Origin of the sequence: Rhodoblastus acidophilus (genome assembly GCF_025961575.1) — a bacterium.
Classification (GTDB): domain Bacteria; phylum Pseudomonadota; class Alphaproteobacteria; order Rhizobiales; family Beijerinckiaceae; genus Rhodoblastus; species Rhodoblastus acidophilus_C.
Map to the genome: position 1 here is coordinate 25,286 of NZ_JAOQNX010000033.1, position 21,042 is coordinate 46,327.

Consider the following 21,042-nt stretch of genomic DNA (forward strand, 5'->3'; position numbering starts at 1 on the left):
GCGCCGCCGGGAGGCCGTTGGAAGTCGGGGATTACGCAGCTTTCTGGATGAACCGCCGCGTCACGGAATCGAGTTGGCTCGACAGCCAGCCCGCCATGGCCTCCTCCTCCTCGCAGGATTGCCGCAGCGGTCCGATGGCGCCGGTTTCGCCCAGGGCCTCCGCGATGGAGATCAGAGATTTGTAAGCCGCCGTCTCGTAGTTTTCGAAGGCGAAGCTGGCGAAGGAATTTTTGAGGACTTCGTCTTCCGCCGGCATGTGCGCCACCGCCGCCATATTGCCGAACAGCGACATGGCCGTGTCCTTCAGCGTGGAAGAGGACTCGCCATAATTTTCCAGGATCGCGTCGATGCGCCGCTGTTGCGTGTAGGTTTCGTCGAGATGCTCTTGAAGGCGCATCTTGATGTCCGGGAAATCGTCGAGGCGCTCGATCTGGCGCTTGAGCAATTGCTCGGCCTGCGCCTCCATGGCGTGGGCGTTGCTCAGTCCGGCGATGAACAGATTGCGTAAGGCTTCATGTGGCATGGAAAAACTCCTTCTCTTTCAGTGACGGCCATTTGAGCCGAGGTTCGCGCCGGTGGTCGGCTGCGAATCCGGATCGGAGCGGGTGCGCTCGGAAAACGCTGTGATGAAGCGGTCCTCTTCCGAGCTGAGCTGGACTTCCGCCTCGCCATTGCCGCCGTCGAGGGGCAAAGCGCTTTCGACATCGTCCAGGCGGCGCCAGTCCTCGCCGCTGTTCCAGGGGCCGCGCGTCTCGCCATTGCCGTGGGAGGCGTGGACATAGAGATTGGCGAATTCCGGCTTGCCCTGCAGTTTTCCCGGCGGGAAATTGTCGTGGATGGCGTAGAGCGCCTTTTCAAAACTTTTCTGGTGGGCGATCTCGCGGGTCATCAGGAAGCCGAGCGCGTCCTTGACGTCGGCGTCGTCGGTGACGTTGATCAGCCGCTCATAGACGATCTTCGCCCGGCTTTCCGCGGCGATGTTGGAGCGCAGGTCGGCGGTGGGGTCGCCGATGGAATCGATGTAAGCCGCGCTCCACGGGACGCCCGCCGAATTGGTCAGCGAGGGGCCGCCGCCATAGAGCAGGGCCTCGGTCTGCACCGAACATCCTTGCGACAGCGAGCGGTAGAGGTCGGCCTGCTCCTCAGCGCCTTCGGCGAGCTTGCCCTTCGAGCCCTTGTTGAGCATGGCGACGATGCTGCCGATGATTTCGAGATGGCTCAGCTCCTCCGTGGCGATGTCCATCAGCATGTCTTTGCGCCCGGGATCGACCTCGCCGAGGGCTTGGGTGAAATAGCGCATGGCGGCGGCCAACTCGCCCTGCGGGCCGCCGAATTGTTCGAGCATGAAGCTGGCGAGCACCGGATTCGGGCGGGCCACCCGAACCGTGTATTGCAGCTTCTTGTTATGGATGAACATCTGTGTCGTCTCCCGCATAGGACAGCTTGCGGAAGAACCGTCGCGGCTGCGCCCTGTTCCGGAAAAACGTAAATTTGTACAGGGATTTAGCTTGTGCCTTGCGCGGCGCGGCTTCCCCTCGTTTCGATGTCTCGCAGAGATGATGGGTTATGAGCCGGGCGCGTCGATGCTATGTCTTCAGCCGAATCGCGCCTGCCAGGATTGGGCTTGTCATGAACTCGTGGTTTCCCAGCATCTCTCCCGCCGAAATCGACAATGTCGCGCAAGACCTGGTGGCGCGGCACGGCGCCGGCGCGCGCGAAGAGGCGCTCCGCCTGGCCGAGGTCGGCCGGCGCATCGGTTCGCGCCGCAACAGCAAGATTTTCAGGCTCGCGGCGCAGCGCCTGGCCGGCGAGGACCGCCCCAGCGCTCCCGACGCCGCGTCGGGGAATTGGCTGGCGCGGATCAAGGCGGGCATCGCCGAATTCGGCGCGCCCTTGACCCCGCTGCCCTAGAGCCCGTTCGGTGAACTCTCGTTCACCGAACGGGCTCTAGATTCTTGTTTGACCGCATTTTCTTCACGCGAACCGGCATCCACTTCGCTCGAAAATGCTCTAACTTACGTCAGCAGAAACGAGAGAAGCGAGCGCATTTCCGCGGGACGCACCGGCTTGCGCAGCATTTCCAGCCCCGCCGCGCGCACCTCGTCCTCCGATTTGGTGGAATGGTCGGCGGTGACGATCAGCGCCGGAACGTCAGAGCCCAGCGCGGCGCGGACCCGGGCGATCGCTTGGGTGCCGCGCTCGTCATTGTTGAGATGCAGGTCGGCGATGACGATATGCGGCGCCGTCGGCAGGGCGCGCAGCCGCTCCAGCGCCTCGTCGCCGGAGGTCGCCACCGCAATGTCGCAGCCCCAGCGCTCCAAAAGCGCCACCATGGCCTCGCTCACCGAGGGTTCGTTCTCGATCAACAGGATTTTTGCGCCGGCCACGGGAGAGTGGAACAGCCGCATCAACGGCGGCGGGGCCGGCAGATTTTTGGGAACCGGCGCCGCGCTCGGCAATCGCACGCAAAAAGTGGAGCCGCGGCCGATGTTCGAGGCGAGCCGGATCGGATGGTCGAGCGCCTGGGCGAAGCGGCGGACGATGGCGAGCCCCAGGCCAAACCCGGTTTCGCCGGGAATGTCGCTGTGGGCGCGCTTGAATTCCTGGAAAATCGCCTCGCGCTTGGCCTCGGGAATGCCGGGGCCGGTGTCGGAGACCTGCACCATCACCCGGTCGCCGCGCCGCCGCGCGCCCACCAGCACGCCGCCATGGGCGGTATAGCGCAGAGCGTTGGCGAGCAGGTTTTGCAGGATGCGCCGCAGCATCGACGGATCGGAGCGCACATAGAGTTTGGAGGGGAATATTTTCAGCTTCAGCCCGCGCTTCTGCGCGAAATAGGCGAAATCGCGCGCAAGGGGCTCCAGCACCTCGTTCAGCTCGAAATCGCGCAGCTCGGGCTTCATCACGCCGGCGTCGAGTTTCGACAGATCGAGCAGGGTGCGGATCAAATCTTCCAGAGCGACAAGGCTGCGGTCGACCTGCTCGACCAGCACGCTGGCTTCGGGCGCGGCCGGGAGTTCGCCCAGCGCCGACAAGGCGAGCCGCGCCGCGTTCAACGGCTGCAACAGATCGTGGCCGACCGAGGTAACAAAAGTGGTTTTCAGCGAGGAGGCGGCTTCGGCCTGACGCTTGGCCTTTTCCAGGGAGCGCATCGCCTGCGATAGTTCCGCGGTGCGGCGGCGCACCTGATGGTCGAGCGAAATGGCGGTTTCAAACAGGGAGAAAGCGTTGAACTGGCTGTCGACGGAGCGCTCGACCCGCGACATCAGGGCGCTGTTGATCTTCTCCAGCTTGGCGATGCGCCTTTGCAGCTCCTCGACACTTTCGCGACCGTGCAGGTTCATGTTCATTCCGCCACGTCCTCCCGGCCCCGATGGCCGAGGGCGATTCCCGTAAAAGTCTGATTGACGTGCATGGAGCGGAACTGTTCTCCATAGGTGTTGAAGCCAATCACTTTTCTGGCGCGGTAGAGTTCGGAGAGGCGGCGCGAAATCTGGCGGCGCTCGGCGTCGAGCCGGCGCAGCACACAGTCGAACCCGATATAGAGCGACACCGGGCCGATCTGCTCCTCCATGCTCTCAAACGTCGCCAGCGTGCTCTCATAGGGGTCGCGCGGCCGGGCGACCGTCAGCACCAGCCCCTCGTCGATGGCGCAGAAGAACGACAAGGAGCCGTCCGGATTCACCTTTTGGATGGAGCGGGCGTAATACTGGCCGCCCACGCCCACCAGCACCGGATGCGAGGCGAAGGAGGAGGGTTCGAGCTTGCTCTCCATCACCCCGACGGCCCGGGCATATTCGGTTGCGGCCGGCTCGGCGTTGAGTTCGCGCACGATCCGGGCCTCGGTGTCGGCGTCCGTCACCACCATCTTGTTCTGCGTCGGCTCGAAATAATCGCATTTGAACGGCGCGAACGGCAGGTCGGTGTGGAACAGCAGCAACAGCGCCGCGTCGCTGTGCACCTTCCCGCCGGCGATCATGAAGGTCTTATCAAAACTCAAGGAGTCGCCGGCGGAGCCGCCGACCACGGGAATGTCGTCGAGCGCGGAATAAAGCGCCGAAATCACCGCTTCCTCGCGCCGGCACAGGCCGTCGATCAGCAGCAGGCCAAAACAGTTTTCCGGCTCGATGCGCGGGTCGCTGGCGATCAGGGCGTCGCGCGTCTCGGTGAAGGCGGCGCGGCCGGCCTCGACGGAGAAATGCGACAGGTCCTCGACCAGCTGGGCGGCGAGCGTAAAATCGCGGCGCAAAAAGCCCAGCGCCACAATGGTGTTGGAGGTCCAGCCCTCGGGCGCGAGTTCGCCCGCGGTGGTGCAGCCGTAGATTTCGACGCCGGGCAGCGCGCGATCGATCGCGGCGGCGAATTCAGCGGCGTCGTAACGCGCGCAGACGAAGCAGACCAGGCCGGCGAGCGCCTCGGGCGGCGTCTCCCCGGGCCGCAATTGCGCGACGATCTGCGCGGCGATCTCGCGGGCCGCCTGTTCGGCGCCGACCGCGCTGCTCGAGGCGATCACCACGCCTTCGGCGCGATCCACCACTTCCCTCACTCCCAACCGACGCTCCCCCCGCCCGAAGGCGGATTTTTTGCGTCTTCGGACCCTTTTTTCCGCCGTTGCGGGCGGGTCCGCGCGCAATTGTGAGAAAGTACTATAGGCGATGTTTTCCGCCTCGCACAACCTTCGCCGGCCTGAACTTCGTGGTCGCGGGGCGGGCAAACAACAGCGCAAAATGCGCGGGCGAGGGTGGGAATGCCAATGAGGAAAAGGCGCGGGCGCTGGCTGTCCGCGCATCTGGGCTTTGTCGTGCTGCTTCTGCTGGGCTGGGCAAGCGCGGCCTTGGCGGGAACCCTCGACCGCGCCGGCGTCGAAGCCCTGTTTCCCAAACCCTTCATTGTCCAGGATCGCGATCCCGTCCTGCCGGTCTGGCCGATCTACAAGCAGAGCTACAACGACGACGTGCTCGTCGCCTATTTGTTCGAATCCGAGGATTTCCAGCCGATCCCGGGCTTTTCCGGGACGCCGGTGAACCTCGCCATCGCCCTGCGGCCCAATGGCGCTCTGCTCAGCGTACGTGTCCTGTCGCAGCACGAGCCGGTGTTCGTCGATGGGCTCGGACCGGAGCCGCTGAACGATTTCGTCAAGCAATACGAGGGCCTGTCCCTCAATCAGTCGATCAAGATCGTCCCGCCCGGGCGGGTCGCCGCGAGGAACCGTGACGGCGTGGCGGCGGAAATCGACGGCGTGTCCAAGGCCACGGCCTCCGTGCGCATCATCAACGAGACCATCGTCAATTCGGCCTTGCAGGTGGCGCGCGAAAAGCTCGGCTTTTCCAAAGGACGCGATCCCAACCGCGTCGCCCGGATCAAGGACGAGATTTTCGCGCCGCTGACGTTTGAGCAATTGCTGGCGCGCGGCTATATCCGGCGCCTCAGCCTCAGCAATGCCCAGGTCGAGGCCGCCTTTCAGGGAACCGAGGGCGAAAGGCTCGACGAAGAGGCGTTGAAAGCGCCTGACGAGGCCTTTGCCGACCTTTACATCGCCGAGGTGGACGTCCCCATCATCGGACGCAATCTGCTCGGCGAGGCCAATTGGCGCAAGCTGATGGACCAGCTCGACGGCGCCCCGGCCATGATGGTGATTTCGGCGGGCCGCTGGACTTTTATGCCGGAGAATTTCGTGCCCGGCGCCACCCCCGACCTGATCGGGCTCGCCCAGGGCGGCGCGCCCGTCGCCTGGCGCGATTTCGTCTGGCGCGACCGGCTCGACCTTCCGCAATTTTCAAACGCAGACGCCGCAGTGATGCGCATCGCGCCGGAAGCGGCGTTTGATCCGGCGACGCCCTCGCAATTTTCGATCCGGGTCATCCGCGAAAAAGGCATCGTCTATCCCGAAAAGTTTTCGCGGGATTTCAACCTGGCTTATAGCCTGCCGCAAAACCTGTTCGACCTGCCGCCGGAGGACAAGGGCCTGGGCCTCGGCTCGATCTGGGCCAGCCGGGCGCGCGACATTTCCATTCTGGCCGGCGGCCTCGTGGTTTTGGCCTTCGCGCTGGCGCGGCAAAAACTGCTGGTCCGTTCGCCGCGCGCGTTCAAAATCTTCCGGCTGTCGTTCCTGGCTTTCACCTTGATTTTCATTGGCTGGATCGCCCAGGCGCAGCTCTCCATCGTTTGGCTGTTCGGCCTGATCAAGGCGATCCGGGGGGAGGGGACGTTCCAGTTCTTCCTGTGGGACCCGCCGACGCTGATGGTGACCTTGTTCGGTCTGGTCGGCCTGTTCATCTGGGGGCGCGGAACCTTTTGCGGCTGGTTGTGTCCGTTCGGCGCCTTGCAGGAGTTTTTCGGCGAAATCGCGCGCGTGACAAAACTGCGGCAGTTTTCATTGCCGCAGCGCTATGAACGGCTGGCGCGTCTGCCGAAATTCCTGGTGCTGGCCGTCATTCTGGTCACCGCCGTCTTCTTCTCCTCGCAAGCGGAAAAGGTCGCGGAAATCGAGCCCTTCAAAACCTCGATCACGCTGATCTTCATGCGCTCCGCGCCCTTCGTGCTCTATGCCGTCGCGCTGCTGCTCCTCGGCATGTTCCATTACAAATTCTTCTGCCGCTACCTGTGCCCGCTGGGCGCCAGCTTTTCCGCGCTGAGTTTTGTCAGGCGCTGGAACTGGATTCCGCGCCGCAAGGAATGCGGCTCGCCCTGCCAGATGTGCCGGGTCAAATGCCGCTATGGCGCCATCGAACGCGGCGGCGAGGTGGTCTATTCCGAATGTTTCCAGTGCATGGATTGCGTCGTCATCCATGACGATCCCAAGCAATGCGTGCCGGAGGTGCTGGCGGCGAAAAAGGCGCGCGACGCCAGGCGAAAACAACTGGAGCCCGCGCAATGAGCTTTACGCGCAACGAGCGAACGCCTTGTCGCCGTTGAGCGCCGCACAGCTGGTCGCGCGGCAGATCAGATGGTCTCGCCCGAGCCGCTTGCAGACCGGCTTGGGCGCGCCGACCGCATAGCCCTGCGCGTAATCGATGCCCAGGTCGCGCAGCGCGCCGATGATCGCGTCGCTCTCGGCAAATTCGGCGATGGTCTTCTTGCCGAGTTTCTTGGCCATGCGCGCGATCATGTCGACCATGGCGTGGTCGATGGGATCGACCAAAATATCCTTCACGAAACCGCCGTCGATCTTGAGATAATCGACGGGCAGGCGCTTCAAATAGCCGAACGAGCTCATGCCCGCGCCGAAATCGTCGAGCGAAAACTTGCAGCCGATCGCCCGAACCGTTTCGATGAAGCGGGTCGCCTCCTCGAGACTGGCGATGGCGGTGGTTTCGGTGATCTCGAAGGTGATCGCCGAGGGGGATATCGGATAGGCCAGGAACTGGGACCCGACGAAGTCGATGAAGGTGGGATCGTCGAGACTCTGCCCCGACAGATTGATGGCGCAGCGGATCGGCGCGCCGGGCGAAGCGATTTCGGCGAGATTGCTGAAGGCGGCGTTGACCACCCAGCGATCGATCGCCGGCATCAGGCCATAGCGTTCGGCGGCCGGAATGAAGCTGCCGGGCGGCACCAGCTTGCCCTGCTCGTCGCGCATGCGCACCAGCAATTCGCAATGTCCGTCCGCCGCATCGGCTTGCAGCGCGGCGATCGGCTGGGCGTAGAGACGCAGCCGTCCCTTGTCGAGGGCGTCGCGGATCTTGTGCACCCAGCCCATTTCGCTGACCCGGCGCAGAATTTCGGCGCCGCTGGCCTCGTGCAGCTCCACGCGGTTGCGGCCCTTGTCCTTGGCCATGTAGCAGGCCACGTCGGCGGCGCGAAAAACCTCGGCCGCATTGGAGGTCGCGCCGATATGGGCGACGAGGCCGATGCTGGCGGTGATCTTGAACGGGCGTCCCTCCCAGACGAAGGTGAAGTCCTGGATCGCCTCGCGCAATTTCTCCGCGATCGCCATGGCGCGCACGACGTCGCAGCCGGTGAGATGGGCGGCGAATTCGTCGCCGCCGAGGCGCACGGGCAGGCCGGCCTCGCCCAGCTCCAGTTTCAGCAGCGTCGCGACCTCGCGCAGCAGCTGGTCGCCGGCGGCGTGGCCGCAGGTGTCGTTGACCAGCTTGAACTGGTCGAGATCGAGCAGGGCGAGCGCATCCTCGCCGTCGCCGCCATCCGCCGCCGTCTGGCGGAGCCTGCGGTCGAGCTCCCGCCGGTTGGCGAGCCCGGTCAGTTCGTCGTGGCTCGCCTGCCATTTGAGGCGGGCGATCAGGTCGCGCTCGCGCCGCATATCGCGCAGCACGAGCACCGCGCCGAAAACGCCGCCGCCGGTGATCAGGGGTTCGCCGTGAACCGAAATCGGTGTGGTCCCCGCCGCCGTCACCAGCGCGAGTTCGCGGGTGGAATCGTCCTGCGGCTCCCCCCTGAGCAGGGCCTCGAGGGAGCGCTCGCAGGTCTCGTTGGTGAGCTGATCGACGATGGTGACCACCGACGCGATGGTCCGGCCCAGGACGTCGGCGGCCCGCAGGCCCAGCAGACGCTCGGCGGCGGGATTGACATATTCGATGCAAGCGTCGGCGTCGACGCGGATCACGCCATCGGCGATCGCCTGCAGCGTGACCTGCGCCTGCTCCTTCTCGTCGCGCAGGGCGTCCTCGAACCGGCCGCTGCGCCGGAACAGGGCGCGCATGCGCCAGACCACCAGCGCCGTCAGCGCGAAGGCCAGGGCGATATTGGCGATGGTCAGCTGCCGCGTCACCTCGCGCGTCCCCTCGCTCAGCGCCTGCGAGAAGCGCAGCGCCTTGGCCTGGAAGGTGGCGTCGAAGTCGCGGAGATAGGCGCGCAACGCCTTGTCGCTCGCCGGCCGGTCGCCGCGCGCAATGCGGGCGCGGATGGTCTCGCCGAGCGCGACCAGCTCCGCCAGCATGGCGTCGGACTCGCGCCAGATCGCCGTGGCTTCGCGAAAGTGGCTGTAATCGTGAAAGTTGATGTAGATGAACATCAACCCGGCGATGTCGTCGGGATGAACGCCGACCTTCAGGAAATGCGCGGCGGCGGCGGCGCGATCCGGCTCGGGCTGTTCCAGCGCCTGGCGTCCGTGATTGTGTTCGAAATTCTCCGCAACGGCCGCACGAAACCTCTGGAAATTCTCCTCGTCGCCGAGATGCAGATATTGGTTGAGCTCGTTGAAGGCGTTTTTTTGCGATTTCGACCAGACGCTCTCGCAGGCGATGAAGACGCGCAGGATCGACAGGGTGTGCAGGCTCGCCGTCGCCACCAGCGCCAGGATCGCGATCACCAGCGCGGGCAGGGCCATCCGCCGCACCAGGCCGGGACTGGCCGCGCGCGCCTTGCCTGCGCCGGGGGGGCGGGGCGGCTGCGCGCGGCGGGCGGCGCTGCAGTATTTGAAGAGATCGACAGAAGTCATTTCACCCAACGAGACTCCGGGCGCATGACGCGTTCCGCGCGCTCGAATTCATCAGAAACAGTTTAACAATCCCTGATTGTAGAATTGCGGATGGAATACATGGGGTTGTTTCCCCGAGAGCGTTGTCGCGTGGAGCGGATGCCGGTTCGCGCGAAGAAAATGCGCCAAAACCAAAGAACTGGAGCATGCGCGGACTCCGCCGAATGCGCATCTGGCGCTCAAACTTCGTCGATCCCCTCCTCGCAATGGTTGTGGATGTGGGTTGCGGCGGTGGCGGCCTGGCCCATGGCGACCACGACCTGGTCGAGACCCTCGACCACGCCGCCCGCCGCATAGAGACCGCGCACGCTGGTCTGCTGGCGCGCGTCCACCTTCACCGCGCCGCAGTGGTCATGGGCGGCGCCGAGCGTTTTCGCCAGTTCGGCCCGCGGCTCCAGGCCCAGGGCCGAATAGAGCGCGTCGAAGACGACCTCGCCGAAGGCGCCGAAGTTGATCGCCGCGACGCGGTCGCCCTCGACCCGCAGCGAACGCACCGGCGCGCGGAAGATTTTGACGCCCCACCGGTGGCAGCGCTCCTGCTCGCCCTGGGTGAGGTCGAGCGGGCGTCCCAGCGTGAGCAAGGACACATCCGCGCCATAGGTCCGGGCGATGAACAGCGCCTCGTTCAAGCCCCGCGCGCCAAAACCGATCACGCCGATTTTCTTGTCCTTGGCTTCAAAACCGTCGCAGATCGGGCAGTAGCGCACCAGGCCGCGCCGCACCGCATCCTTCTGGTCGGGCAGGCCAAGCTCCACATCCTGTGCGCCGGTGGCGAGCAGCACCCGTTTCGCCCGGGTCTCGAATTGATCCGCGCCGGCGATCTTCGCAGCAAAACCGTCCTCGCAGCGCGTCAGCGCCTCGACTTGGCCCCGCACAAGGCTCTTGGGTCCATAGCGCAACAGCGCCTCGCGCTGCAGGCGGAGCAGGTCCGGCCCGGTCACGCCATCGGGAAAGGCCGGCATATTGTGGGTTTTCGGAATCGCCGCGGCGCGCGGCGCGCCCGCGTCGACCACGAGAAATTTTCGCTGAAAACGCGCGAGATACAGCCCGGCCGTCAGTCCTGCCGGGCCGCCGCCGATCACCAGACAGTCGAGCATGGCGTCCTCCCGGACGCACAACGCGCGCGACGGCCTGCGGGCGCCAAGAACCGGGGACCGCCCTCGTCCTTCGAGGCGCGCCCTGCAGGCGCTCCTCGGGATGAGGGCTCATGTTTGAAGCTAGAACGTCGGCGGCGCGCTTTCCGTCGCCACCGGGATCACGTCCACCGCCACGGACACGTCCTGCCCGCCGGTTGACAGGATCACGCCCTCGATCGGCGCCACATCCGCGTAATCCCGGCCTTCCGCCAGGATGATATGGTCGTCGCCAACCAGAATATTGTTGGTGGGGTCGAGGCCGACCCAGCCGTCGAACGGCCCGCACCAGACAGAAACCCAGGCATGGGTGGCGTCGGCGCCCTCCAGCCGTTCTTTTCCCGGCGGCGGCACGGTGCGCAAGTAGCCGCTGACATAGCGCGCGGGCAGACCGAGGCCGCGCAGGCCGGCGATCATGATATGGGCGAAATCCTGGCACACCCCTTTTTTCTTCATAAAAGCTTCGCCGAGCGGGGTCGAAACCAGGGTCGCCTTGGGGTCGTAATCAAAATCCTCCCAGATGCGCCGCATCAGGTCGCGGGCGCCGGCCAGGATTTCGCACCCGGGGGGAAAACTGTCGCGCGCATAGGCGACCACGGGCTCGTCGAGCGACACGGTGCGGCTGGCATAGATGAAATGGGCGGGCGATTGCGACCCCAGATCATGGACGCCGAACGCCTGCTGGCGCACCTCCTCCCAGGGCGGGGTGACCGCGGGCGGCTCCGGCCGCGCCACGGCGATCCGCGCCGTCGCCGACACTTTGAGAGCGCGATGCTCGTCGTCGATGCGGACGATCTCGAAGGAATTGCCGAAGAAGCAGGACCTTGACGTGCGCTGTGCGGCGGGCGGATCGAGCTCCACCGCCACCGACAAAACCTTTTGCCCGGCGCGGCTGGTCGGGCGCAGCCGCAGCGCGCACAGCGAAAAGGCCACCGGCGATTGATAGGCGTAGGTGGTGATGTGGCGGATGTCGTAGATCACGCGAGTCCCACCTGTTTCTCGGCCTGCGCCGCATTCGCGCCCTGCAGGAAATAGCGCGCGCCAATGGCGTCGGCGAGCGCCATCAGCCGCCGCTCCACCGACAGCACGAATTCGCTGGTCACTTCCGCCGCCTTGGTGGTGCGCAGGTCCGCGTCGACATGGACGGCGATGCGGTTCGGCTCCTCCATCATGCCGTCCTGGCGCAGCAGCGGCAAAGTGGCGATGTGCTCGGCGAGGCGCTCGACCTGGAAGGCCACGGAGCGGGGATTGAAGGGGTCGAGCAGGGAAATGTCGCGCACCGGATAGGGGGCGACGCCGATCAGATAGCGCGAGCGATAGGTGATCTGGGAATCGATGAGGTCGAGGAGCACGTCGAAATCGGCGCTGCGCGCCTGTTCCATGCCGAAAATGCGGATGAAGCGGCAGGTGTTGACGGCGCGCTCCAGCCGGCGGCCCATTTCCAGAAAGCGCCAGCCGGCGACGCGGTTCATGTTCTCCTGCGCCAGCCCGGAAATGCTGGCGATGGCCTGGAGCGCGATATCCACTTCCTCCAGCAGCTCGGCCTCGTCGAGCGGCGGCCGGCAATTCTGCAGGCCCTGCAGCAGTTCGACGATGATCCGCCAGGTGTCGGCGGACAGGCGCTCGCGGATCACCGCCGCCGTGCGCTGCGCATTCTGCGCCAGCGACACCGCCGAGCCGAATTCGTCGACATTGAACATCGACGTGTTCAAGAACCCTTGCGGCGTCAGCGCGATCTTCGGCTTGGCCGGAACCGAGCCCCAATCGGTGAGCAATTTGCGCAGCCGCGCCACGGTGGCGGCGCCTTCGGCGGTCAAATCCTCGTTCTCGATGACGCGCTTGCCCAGGCAGCGGATCAGTCGCAGCGTCGCCTCGGCGCGTTCGAGATAGCGGCCGAGCCAGAACAGATTGTCGGCGGCGCGGCTGGGCAGATTGCCCATGATGCGGCGGATCGAGACATTTTCCGTCTGCGGCAGCAGAGTGGTCTGCTCCACCGGCTTGTTGGCGACGATCCAGACATCGGTGGTCTGCACGCCCGCGCCCATGGCGACGGCGCGGGAGTCGAGCCGGTCGGAAATGCGGCAGAAGCCGCCAGGCATGACATGGTACTTGCCATCGGAATCGAGCGCGGCGAACACGCGCAGCACGAAGGGGCGCGGCTCCAGTTTCGAGCCGACCCAGGTCGGCGTGGTCGACAGGCTCGCCACCTCCTGGCCGACATAATCGGCGCCGCGCGCGCGGATCGCCTCCGCCAGCCGCTCGCGCTGCCCGGGGGTGAGTTCGCCGCCGACCACGGAGCCGCCGAGGAAGGAGCGCGTCGGCTCCGCGCCGAAGGCGGGGGCGATCGCCATGTCCTGCAGGCGCGACAGCACATGCTCGCGCTCGCGCGCCTGCCCGCACCACCAGGTGGCGATATTGGGCAGCAGCAGTTTTTCGCCGAGCAGCCGGCCGGCCAGCGCGGGGATGAAGCCGAGCAAAGCCGGGGTTTCCGCAACGCCCGAGCCCAGCGCATTGGCCACGGCGACATTGCCCTGGCGAATGGTCTCGACCAAGCCGGGCACGCCGAGATGCGAGCCGCTTTTCAGTTCGAGCGGATCGGCGAAATCGGCGTCGATGCGCCGCCAGATCACATCGGCGCGCTTGAGGCCGGCGATGGTGCGGACATGGGCGAGCCCGTCGCGGGCGACGAGATCGGCGCCCTCCACCAGCACGAAGCCCAGATAGCGCGCGAGATAGGCCTGTTCGTAATAGGTCTCGGAATAGGGGCCGGGCGTGTAGAGGCAGATGCGCGGGTCCGAGCGCGAGGCGAGCGCCGCCAGACCGCCGCGAAACGCCTGGAAGAACGGCGCGAGCCGCCGCACGTTCATGTCGCGATAGATCGCCTGGAAGGCCCGGGTCAGGTTGAGACGGTTTTCCAGCGCATAGCCGAGGCCGGACGGGGCCTGGACGCGATCCGAAAGCACCCACCATTGCCCATCGGGGCCGCGCCCGAGATCGGCGGCGTAAAGGTTGAGCCAGCGCCCGCCGCGCGGCTTCACCCCGACCATGGGATGCAAAAAGTCGGAGCTGCCGGTGACGGCGGCGGCGGGCAAAAACCCGTTTCGGACCAGATCGCCCTTGCCATAGAGGTCGGCGAGCAGGGCGTCGAAAATTTCCGCCCGCTGGGTGACGCCGGCCTCGATGACGGCCCAGTCCTTTTCCGAAATCAGGAGCGGCATATGGCTCAGCGGCCAGATGCGCTCCGTGGTTTCGCCATAGGCGCGGTAGGACACGCCCTGTTCGCGGATGCTGCGCTCGATGGTTTCGAATCGGCGAGCGATGTCGGCGGCGCCGAGCCCGGCCATTTTGTCGAAGAATTCGAGCCAATGGCCGCGCGGACGGTCGTCCGCGCCGATGAACTCATCGGGCGACCCTTCGAACGGCCGATAGGCCGCGGTCATCTCCACCAGCCGCCGCGCTTTGGCGCTGGAGGATTTTTCGGTCGCTTGGCCTGCCATTCCCACCCCGGAAGAAACGGCGCGCAGTCTGACGCAAGTTGTGAAGGAAAAAAACCCTTTTGAACCCCAGATTTCAGCAAGTGATGCAATGCAGCAACAGCCGGGAGGGGGACTGGATCGCATTGCGCGCTCCGCTTGACGCGGGAGGCGAGACGCCGGCGCGCAATTCGTTACGCCATCGCCGCGCGCCCTACTTCTTCGGTCGCACGGTTTTGACCACTTCCGGATGGGTGTCGAGCCACGCCCCGCCGATCAGCTCCACGCAATAGGGCACAGCCGGGAACACGGCGGACAGGCACAGATCGATGGAGCGCGGGCTGCCCGGCAGGTTTATGACCAGACAGGCCCCGCGATGGGCGGCGGTCTGCCGCGACAGGATGGCGGTCGGCGTCTGCTCCAGGCTTTTGGCCCGCATCAGCTCGCCGAACCCCGGCAATTCGCGCTGGCAGGCGGCGAGCGTGGCTTCCGGCGTGAGGTCGCGCGGCGCCGGCCCGGTGCCGCCGGTCGTCAGCACAAGGCAGCAGCCGGCATTGTCGGCCATGTCGATCAGGGCGTCGCGCACGCTTTCGAAACCGTCGGGAATGACGCGCATGTCGAGTTCAAAGGGCACGCTCAAGGCGCGCGAAATCCAGTCGCGGATGGCCGGTCCGGAAATATCCTCGTAAACCCCGGCGCTGGCGCGGTCGGAAATGGTGAGAACGCCGATTTTGGCAGGCGGCATGCTGTGTCCTGGTTCGTGACTCGTCAGTTTCGGAAGAGTATCCTGCCGCCGGACCGAGGAAACAAGTGATGGCCGAGCCCCTCCACCGCAAATGGACCGTCCAGGAATTTTTCGCCTGGCAGGAGAAGCAGGCCGACCGCTACGAGCTGGTCGACGGATTTCCGCTCAGGATGATGGCCGGCGCCAAGAATGTTCATGACGACATCGTCGTGAACCTGGTCGCCGAACTGCGCACGCGCCTGAGGGGCGGTCCCTGCCGGCCCTTTACCGGCGACGGCGCGGTCGAAACGCGGCCCGGACAGATCCGTCGGCCCGATGTCGGCGTCGATTGCGGCGCGCGCGATCCCGAGGCAACCACGGCCGCGCTGCCGAAACTCATCGTCGAAGTGCTCTCGCCCAGCACACGCGATTTCGACACGTTCAAAAAACTCGACGAATACAAGGCGCTGGCGAGCGTGGAGACGATCGTTCTGGTCGAGCCCAACGAGCCGCTCACGCTGGTCTGGCGGCGAGAAAATGCGGCGCAATGGCGTGAAGAGCGCGTGCGCGGCATGGACGCCGTCATCGACCTCCCCGCTTTGCAGATCAGCCTGCCCATGGCGGCGATTTTCGACGGGGTCAAATTCCCCTCGGCGCCGCGTCTCGTCGCGGACGACGCGGCCTCTTGACCTATCCGCCCGCCGGCTTCCGCGGCGGCCCCATCAGCGCCGGCTGAAAAAACACCGCGGCGCACAGCGTCGTCGCCAGCGACAGCGCCAACAGCTCGCCCATGCTCGACGTGCCCGGATGGTTCGACAGATACAGACTGCCGAAGGCGGTCGCCGTGGTCATGGCCGAGAAGAAAATCGCCCGGGTCAGGCTGGTTTGCAGCAATTCCGCCGCCCCGGCGCGCCAGGCCATCACATAGTAAATCTTGAAGGCGACGCCGAGCCCCAGCAGCAAGGGCAGGGCGATGATATTGGCGAAGTTCAGCTTCAAATCGATCAGGACGCAGATTTCCATCGTATAGACGCCGGCGAGCAGCAGCGGCGCCAGCGTCAGCGCCACATCGCCGAAGCGCCGCAGCGCCAGCCACAGCAGCAGCGTGATCGAAACCAGCGCCAGCGCCCCCGCCTGCGCGAAAGCTTTGATCACGGTGTCGCCGGACTCCAGGATCGACACCGCCGCGCCCGCCGAGTCCGGCGCGATGGCGCGCACCGCCGCCGAAAATTTGCGCAGATTGTCGAAATCGTTGCGGTCGCCGCGCGCCCAGGCTTCGACGCGGGCCCGCCCGTCCCGGGCGATCCAGTCGCGCGAAAACTCGTCGGGCAAATCCTCGACGGCAATGGCCGTCGCGTTCAGCGATGTCTTCAAATCGGCGAGCAGGGCCAGCATGGGCGTGATCACGTCGCGGCGCGCCCGGTCGCGCGCCTCCGGCGGCGAAGCCGCGAGATCGCCCAGCGCCCGCGCCATCGTCTCCAGGCCGGGCGCCAGCGCCAGTTTTTGCGCCGCCTGCCGCAAGGCCTCGACATCCTCGGAATCGCCGGGCGCCGGAATGGGTTTGATCGACAGGCTCGACGCCAGCAGGTCGCGCGCATCCGAAATAGCCGCGAGTTTGGTCTGCTGGTCCTCGGGGACGAAGCTCGACAGCGTCGACACCGTGTCCACTTCCGGCAGGGCGCGCAGCTTTTGCGCCAGCGCCTCGGCCTCCGCGAGATTGGGCGTCAGGATCTCGATGGAATTGGGCGCGTTGCGCGGGTCGCCGGCTAGTTCCAGCAGGGTCGAGACGGATTCGACCTTGGCGCTGCGCAGGTTCAGCGGGTTGCTGTCGAAGCGCACCTGGGCCAACAGCGGCGCGCCCAGAAGCGCGAGGCCGACCGCCACCGAAATGATCAGCTTGCGATGGCCGGTCTGAAAGCGGTCGATCGGGGCGAGAAAGGCGTAGCCCACGGGCGCCGTTTCCGCTGGCGGTTTTAAAATCGCCAGCAAGGCGGGCAACAGCGTCACCGAGGAACAGAAGGCCAGGATCATGCCGACCCCGGCGATCAGGCCGAGTTCGGAGACGCCGCGATAGGCGGTGGGCATGAAGGAGAAGAAGCCCGCGGCGGTGGCGGCGGCGGCCAGCGACAGCGGCAGGCTCGCGCCGGCGCCCGCCTTGTCGATGGCCTTGTCCAGGCCAAGATGCTGGAAGCGCTCCTCGCGGTAGCGCACGGCGAACTGAATGCCGAAATCGACGCCAATGCCGACGAACAGCACGGCGAAGGCGACCGAAATGGGGTTGAGCACCCCGACCATGGCGAGGCCTGCGGCGGCGGTCAGCGCCAGGCCGACGACCATATTGGCCATGACGGCGAAAATCAGCCGCCCCCAGCGCAAAGCGCGCCACAGGATCAGCAGCACGGCGGCGACCATCAGCCCGTTGTTGAGTGCGGCGCCCTCGGCCAGCGTGCCGAATTCCTCGTCCTGCATGGCGACATCGCCGGTCAGCCGCAGGCGATAGCCATGCTCGGGCGTCAGCTCCAAATTCCGCGCGGTGGCGCGCAAGGCGTCGCTGGCGGCGGCGCCCGGCTCCAGTTCGGAATAGTCGAGTTTCGGGCTGACCTGCAGGAACCGCCTTTTGTCCTGGATGCTGGGCGGCGCGCCCGAAAACAGCGCCGACCAGGAGAATTCGCTGGCCTTGCCGGCCCGCGACGCCTGCAAAGCCTCGGCGACCGAGGCGAGCGGCTTGGCCAGCTCCGCCGTGGATTGCGCCGTTTCAGCCGGCGGCTGCGCCATCAGCGCCAGCGCGCCGGCGAGGCCGCGCAGGCTGGGGTCGCGCGCCAGAGCGCCCAGGAACGGCTGGGCGTCGATCAATTGCGCCATGCGCGCCGAGACATCCGTCGTCGACAGATAGAGCAGCCCCTGGCGGGCGAAAAACTCGGAAGTTTCCAGCGAGCGCACGTCGGAGAAATGCGCGGGTTGCGCCTGCAGCGCGGCCTGCAGCCCGCGCGCCGCCGCATTGGCGTGTTCGGGGCTCGGCGCGTCGAGCACGGCGAGCAGAGTGTCCTGCCGCTGCGGAAACGCCTTGCTCAGCGCCATCTCGCGTTTGCGCCAGGGCAAATCCGGCGAGATCAGCGTGTTGAGATCGGTGGACATGGCGAAATGCCCAGCCGCATACCAGCTCGCCGCAACAGCGAGCGCCAGCGAAACCAGCAGGGTGATCCACTTGCGCCGGGCGCAGAAGGCGACCAGCCGCGCGACGAGACGGATGGCTTCAGCCGGGGGCTGGGGGGCGGAAGAAGGCGAGTTCATGAACGGGCGTTTCGAGTCATTCCCGCCTAACCTGCGATATTTCTTTAGGAAAGAAAACCATGTCGCGGCGTTTTCCCGCCTTTGTCCCCCGATTGGGCCGGTTTTTGCTTGCGGCAAAACTGGGGTGAGCCTATGGCTTGGCCTGAACTTTCTTCAGGCGGCGCTGTCTCAAAAGCGCCGCGCATGGCAAGCAACCCGTGTCGATTTGGCATCGTCACAGGAGAAACCGGAGAGACGAACCGTTATGGGTATACCGGTGCTCGAGGGCGCGCGCATTGGCGCCTATATCGTTAAGCAGCATCTTCTGGGGCGCAAGCGCTATCCGCTGGTGCTGATGCTGGAGCCGTTGTTCCGCTGCAATCTCGCCTGCTCCGGCTGCGGCAAGATCGACTATCCCGACAAGATTCTCAACCAGCGCCTGCCCTACGAAGACTGCATGGAGGCGATCGACGAATGCGGCGCGCCGGTCGTCGTGATCGCCGGCGGCGAGCCGCTGCTGCACAAGGATTTGCCGCGGATCGTGCGGGGCGCGCTCGATCGCAAGAAATTCGTCACGGTCTGCACCAATGCGCTGCTGCTGGAAAAGCGCCTCGGCGAATTCGAGCCGAGCTCGGCGTTCAACTGGTCGGTTCATCTCGACGGCGACCGCGAGATGCATGACAAGTCGGTGTGCCAGGACGGGGTGTACGATCGCGCCGTAAAAGCCATCGCCGCCGCGCGGGCCCGCGGTTTTAAGGTCAGCATCAACTGCACCCTGTTCAACGACGCCGATCCCGAGCGCGTCGCCAATTTCCTTGATACGCTCAAGGGCTTGGGCGTCAACGGCGGCGCCACGGTCGCGCCGGGCTACGCCTATGAGCGCGCCCCCAACCAGCAGCATTTTTTGAACCGCGCCAAGACCAAGGAGCTGTTCCGCGCCATTTTCAGGCGGGGGAACGGCGGCAAGAAATGGGATTTCTTCCAGTCGTCGGTGTTCCTGGATTTCCTGGCGGGCAACCAGACCTTCGAATGCACGCCCTGGGGCAATCCGGCGCGCACCGTGTTCGGCTGGCAGCGCCCCTGCTATCTGCTCAACGAGGGCTACGCCAGCACGTTTAAAGAGCTGATGGAAACCACGGATTGGGACGCCTATGGCGTCGGCAATTACGAGAAATGCGCGGATTGCATGGTGCATTGCGGCTTCGAGCCGAGCGCCGTCAAGCACGCCATCACCCATCCCTGGGACGCGATCCGCACGGCTCTGTTCGGCGTCGCCACCGAGGGGCCGATGAAGCCCGAAATCCCGCTGGACAAGCAGCGGCCGGCGCAATTCATCTTCGCCGCCCAGGTGGAGGAGCAGCTGAACGCCGTGGTGGAAGCGGAAAAACGCGCCAAGCAGCAGGCGGAAGAGGCCAAGCAGGCGGCGGAAGCGGCGGAGTAAAGCTTGATCGGGTAAGGCCGGGCGGATCGCCCGGCCGCCAAACTATTCGACGGCGGCGGGAATGCCGAAATCGCCTTCGGCGAACAGCGGCAGGCGCGCGTCGTTAAGGCCGCTCAGGGCGACCAGCGGCTGAGCGCCATAATCGAATCCGAAGAATTCGCCGAGCACGCGGCGGCAGCGGACCAGCGCCCGCATGGCGGCGCCGGCCTCGCGCGCCGTCTGGATCAGGCCGGGCAGCTCGCCGGGACGCTTCGCCAAAGCGCGCAGCACCGCCGGCACATTGGTGGAGCCGTCGGGATTCATGCCGACCAGGGCGGCGCTGGGCAAAGCCCGGTGGTGCGGATCGGAGACGGCGCGCAGCGCAACGAAGGGAATGCCGCGCTCTCGCGCGAAACGCGCGGCGCCGTGGGATTCCATGTCGACCGCGAGACCGCCGGTTTTCTGGTGCAGCCGCGCCTTATGGTCGCGACTACCGATCATTTCATCCACGCCGATCAGGGCGCCGACGCGCGTGTCGGGGATTTGGCGCGACAGCGCGCTGAGCCAGCGGGAATCGGCGGGAAAAACCTCGCCGGCGATCACTTTGTCCGCCAGGATGACGTCGCCAGGCTTTTGACCGGGGGCGATGCCGCCGGCGATGCCGAAACTCATGACGGCGTCGACCGGTCCGACGTCCTCCAGAAGTTTGTACACGCGTTTGGCGCACCCGCCGCCGACGACGGTGAGAGGGGTGGCTGCGGCTCGAGCTTCCTGCTTGAGGCCGACGACGAGGGCGATGCGTGGGGACACGAAACTCTCCGTTCCCCGAAGCTTTCACAAAAGAGTGTAGTGCGGTCAAGCCTTAGTCGGGTTTTGGCCCGAAAATGGACAAGGGGTCGCAGTCCCGGCGCCCGCTCGCGGGGCGCCCTGCACAAGCCTTTGGCAGGACGCCTTTGTCCTATGCGTCGTGAAAACAGGCGCGCTCCCGGCGGTCATGCCTGGCGGTCATGGAGGGCGTCGCCGAAAATTCCGCTTGGCGGGGCTTTGTCCGGCAACTTATAAGCGAAGCGGCGCGGGCGTGGCGAAATCGGTAGACGCAAGAGACTTAAAATCTCTCATTTCTGCTATGTTCTGAGTCATAGTTTAACGCCTATCGCCCGCTTGTGCGGGCATTGGTGCTTTGCGTCGTGGCATATATGGGATGATTCTCTGCCACCGTGTGGCAAAAACGGCGGCAAAATGTGGCTAGTCAGAGACGTTACGTCTCTCGTCTTGCGCAACCCTGTTCCCGTCTTGTCTCCGGCGTCGTCGTTAGCCGAATCGCCGAACCAAAAATTAATATCGCTCGGCACCCATCCTCCGGGCCGCCGATCTCCGATGAAGAACTCGCGCCTACGGCGCCCAGTCACCGCTCATCCGTCCGCACGCTCGTTTACGTGCTCGGGCCGGCACGTCGCCGACCTTGCTGTCTCGGGCGGGCAACGAAACGTCTAGGCTGATGAACAGGCGGTGTTCGGACCTCGGGCGTCGAACTGCGATACAGAACTTCGCGCTGTGATCGTCAAATTTGATTCGCCGAAGCCCGC

Annotated in this window: 15 protein-coding genes and 1 tRNA gene; 5 read left to right on the top strand and 11 right to left on the bottom strand. The window is 65.5% G+C overall.

The features are described from left to right. Nucleotides 1-31: 31 nt before the first annotated feature. Both M2320_RS19395 and M2320_RS19400 read right to left on the bottom strand, forming a co-directional pair. Entirely contained in the window at nt 32-523 is a 492-nt protein-coding gene (locus M2320_RS19395) for a ferritin-like domain-containing protein (protein WP_184428675.1), read from the bottom strand. 18 nt (nt 524-541) lie between these two features. Then, complete coding sequence (locus M2320_RS19400) at nt 542-1,417, bottom strand: manganese catalase family protein (protein ID WP_184428674.1); 876 nt, start codon at nt 1,415-1,417, stop codon at nt 542-544. Nucleotides 1,418-1,629: 212 nt separating this feature from the next. On the opposite strand from M2320_RS19400, the gene M2320_RS19405 reads away from it, so the two are divergent. Beyond that, complete coding sequence (locus tag M2320_RS19405; RefSeq protein WP_264598697.1) at nt 1,630-1,911, top strand: hypothetical protein; 282 nt, start codon at nt 1,630-1,632, stop codon at nt 1,909-1,911. Between the two features lie 104 nt (nt 1,912-2,015). Here the strand turns inward: M2320_RS19405 and M2320_RS19410 are convergent, their stop codons facing one another. Both M2320_RS19410 and M2320_RS19415 read right to left on the bottom strand, forming a co-directional pair. Continuing rightward, entirely contained in the window at nt 2,016-3,344 is a 1,329-nt protein-coding gene (locus M2320_RS19410; RefSeq protein ID WP_319801454.1) for a hybrid sensor histidine kinase/response regulator, read from the bottom strand. A 2-nt stretch (nt 3,345-3,346) separates the two neighbouring features. After that, complete coding sequence (locus tag M2320_RS19415) at nt 3,347-4,552, bottom strand: FIST N-terminal domain-containing protein (protein WP_184428671.1); 1,206 nt, start codon at nt 4,550-4,552, stop codon at nt 3,347-3,349. Nucleotides 4,553-4,753: 201 nt separating this feature from the next. Here M2320_RS19415 and M2320_RS19420 point away from each other — a divergent pair, with 201 nt between their 5' ends. Beyond that, the gene (locus M2320_RS19420) at nt 4,754-6,877 is read left to right on the top strand and encodes a 4Fe-4S binding protein (protein WP_264598698.1); all 2,124 of its coding nucleotides are present in this window, start codon (nt 4,754-4,756) and stop codon (nt 6,875-6,877) included. Between the two features lie 3 nt (nt 6,878-6,880). Here M2320_RS19420 and M2320_RS19425 read toward each other — a convergent pair whose 3' ends face one another. The 5 genes from M2320_RS19425 to mog form a co-directional block, all read right to left on the bottom strand. Beyond that, nucleotides 6,881-9,397, bottom strand: a complete 2,517-nt coding sequence (locus M2320_RS19425; protein ID WP_264598699.1) for an EAL domain-containing protein — start codon at nt 9,395-9,397, stop codon at nt 6,881-6,883. A gap of 218 nt (nt 9,398-9,615) precedes the next feature. Next, a complete protein-coding gene (locus M2320_RS19430) occupies nt 9,616-10,533 on the bottom strand; it encodes an NAD(P)/FAD-dependent oxidoreductase (RefSeq protein ID WP_264598700.1) in 918 nt (305 codons plus the stop codon). Between the two features lie 120 nt (nt 10,534-10,653). Continuing rightward, a complete protein-coding gene (locus tag M2320_RS19435) occupies nt 10,654-11,550 on the bottom strand; it encodes a transglutaminase family protein (RefSeq protein ID WP_184428667.1) in 897 nt (298 codons plus the stop codon). Beyond that, nucleotides 11,547-14,066, bottom strand: a complete 2,520-nt coding sequence (locus tag M2320_RS19440; RefSeq protein ID WP_264598701.1) for a circularly permuted type 2 ATP-grasp protein — start codon at nt 14,064-14,066, stop codon at nt 11,547-11,549. The genes M2320_RS19435 and M2320_RS19440 overlap by 4 nt, the downstream gene beginning before the upstream one ends. A gap of 190 nt (nt 14,067-14,256) precedes the next feature. Then, nucleotides 14,257-14,787, bottom strand: coding sequence for a molybdopterin adenylyltransferase (mog, locus tag M2320_RS19445; protein WP_264598702.1), 531 nt, complete (start codon nt 14,785-14,787; stop codon nt 14,257-14,259). 68 nt (nt 14,788-14,855) lie between these two features. Between mog and M2320_RS19450 the strand changes: the two genes are divergently transcribed. Next, on the top strand, nt 14,856-15,455 hold the full coding sequence (locus tag M2320_RS19450; protein ID WP_264598703.1) for a Uma2 family endonuclease: 600 nt from the start codon (nt 14,856-14,858) through the stop codon (nt 15,453-15,455). 1 nt (nt 15,456) lies between these two features. Here M2320_RS19450 and M2320_RS19455 read toward each other — a convergent pair whose 3' ends face one another. After that, a complete protein-coding gene (locus tag M2320_RS19455) occupies nt 15,457-18,057 on the bottom strand; it encodes an MMPL family transporter (RefSeq protein ID WP_264598704.1) in 2,601 nt (866 codons plus the stop codon). A 244-nt stretch (nt 18,058-18,301) separates the two neighbouring features. Between M2320_RS19455 and hpnH the strand changes: the two genes are divergently transcribed. Further along, nucleotides 18,302-19,477, top strand: coding sequence for an adenosyl-hopene transferase HpnH (hpnH, locus tag M2320_RS19460; protein WP_264598705.1), 1,176 nt, complete (start codon nt 18,302-18,304; stop codon nt 19,475-19,477). Nucleotides 19,478-19,519: 42 nt separating this feature from the next. Here hpnH and M2320_RS19465 read toward each other — a convergent pair whose 3' ends face one another. Further along, nucleotides 19,520-20,266 carry a phosphorylase gene (locus M2320_RS19465; protein ID WP_264598706.1) on the bottom strand — a complete coding sequence of 249 codons (747 nt, stop codon included), beginning with the start codon at nt 20,264-20,266 and terminating at the stop codon, nt 19,520-19,522. A 262-nt stretch (nt 20,267-20,528) separates the two neighbouring features. On the opposite strand from M2320_RS19465, the gene M2320_RS19470 reads away from it, so the two are divergent. Then, nucleotides 20,529-20,618 (top strand) — tRNA-Leu (locus M2320_RS19470). Nucleotides 20,619-21,042: the final 424 nt, after the last annotated feature.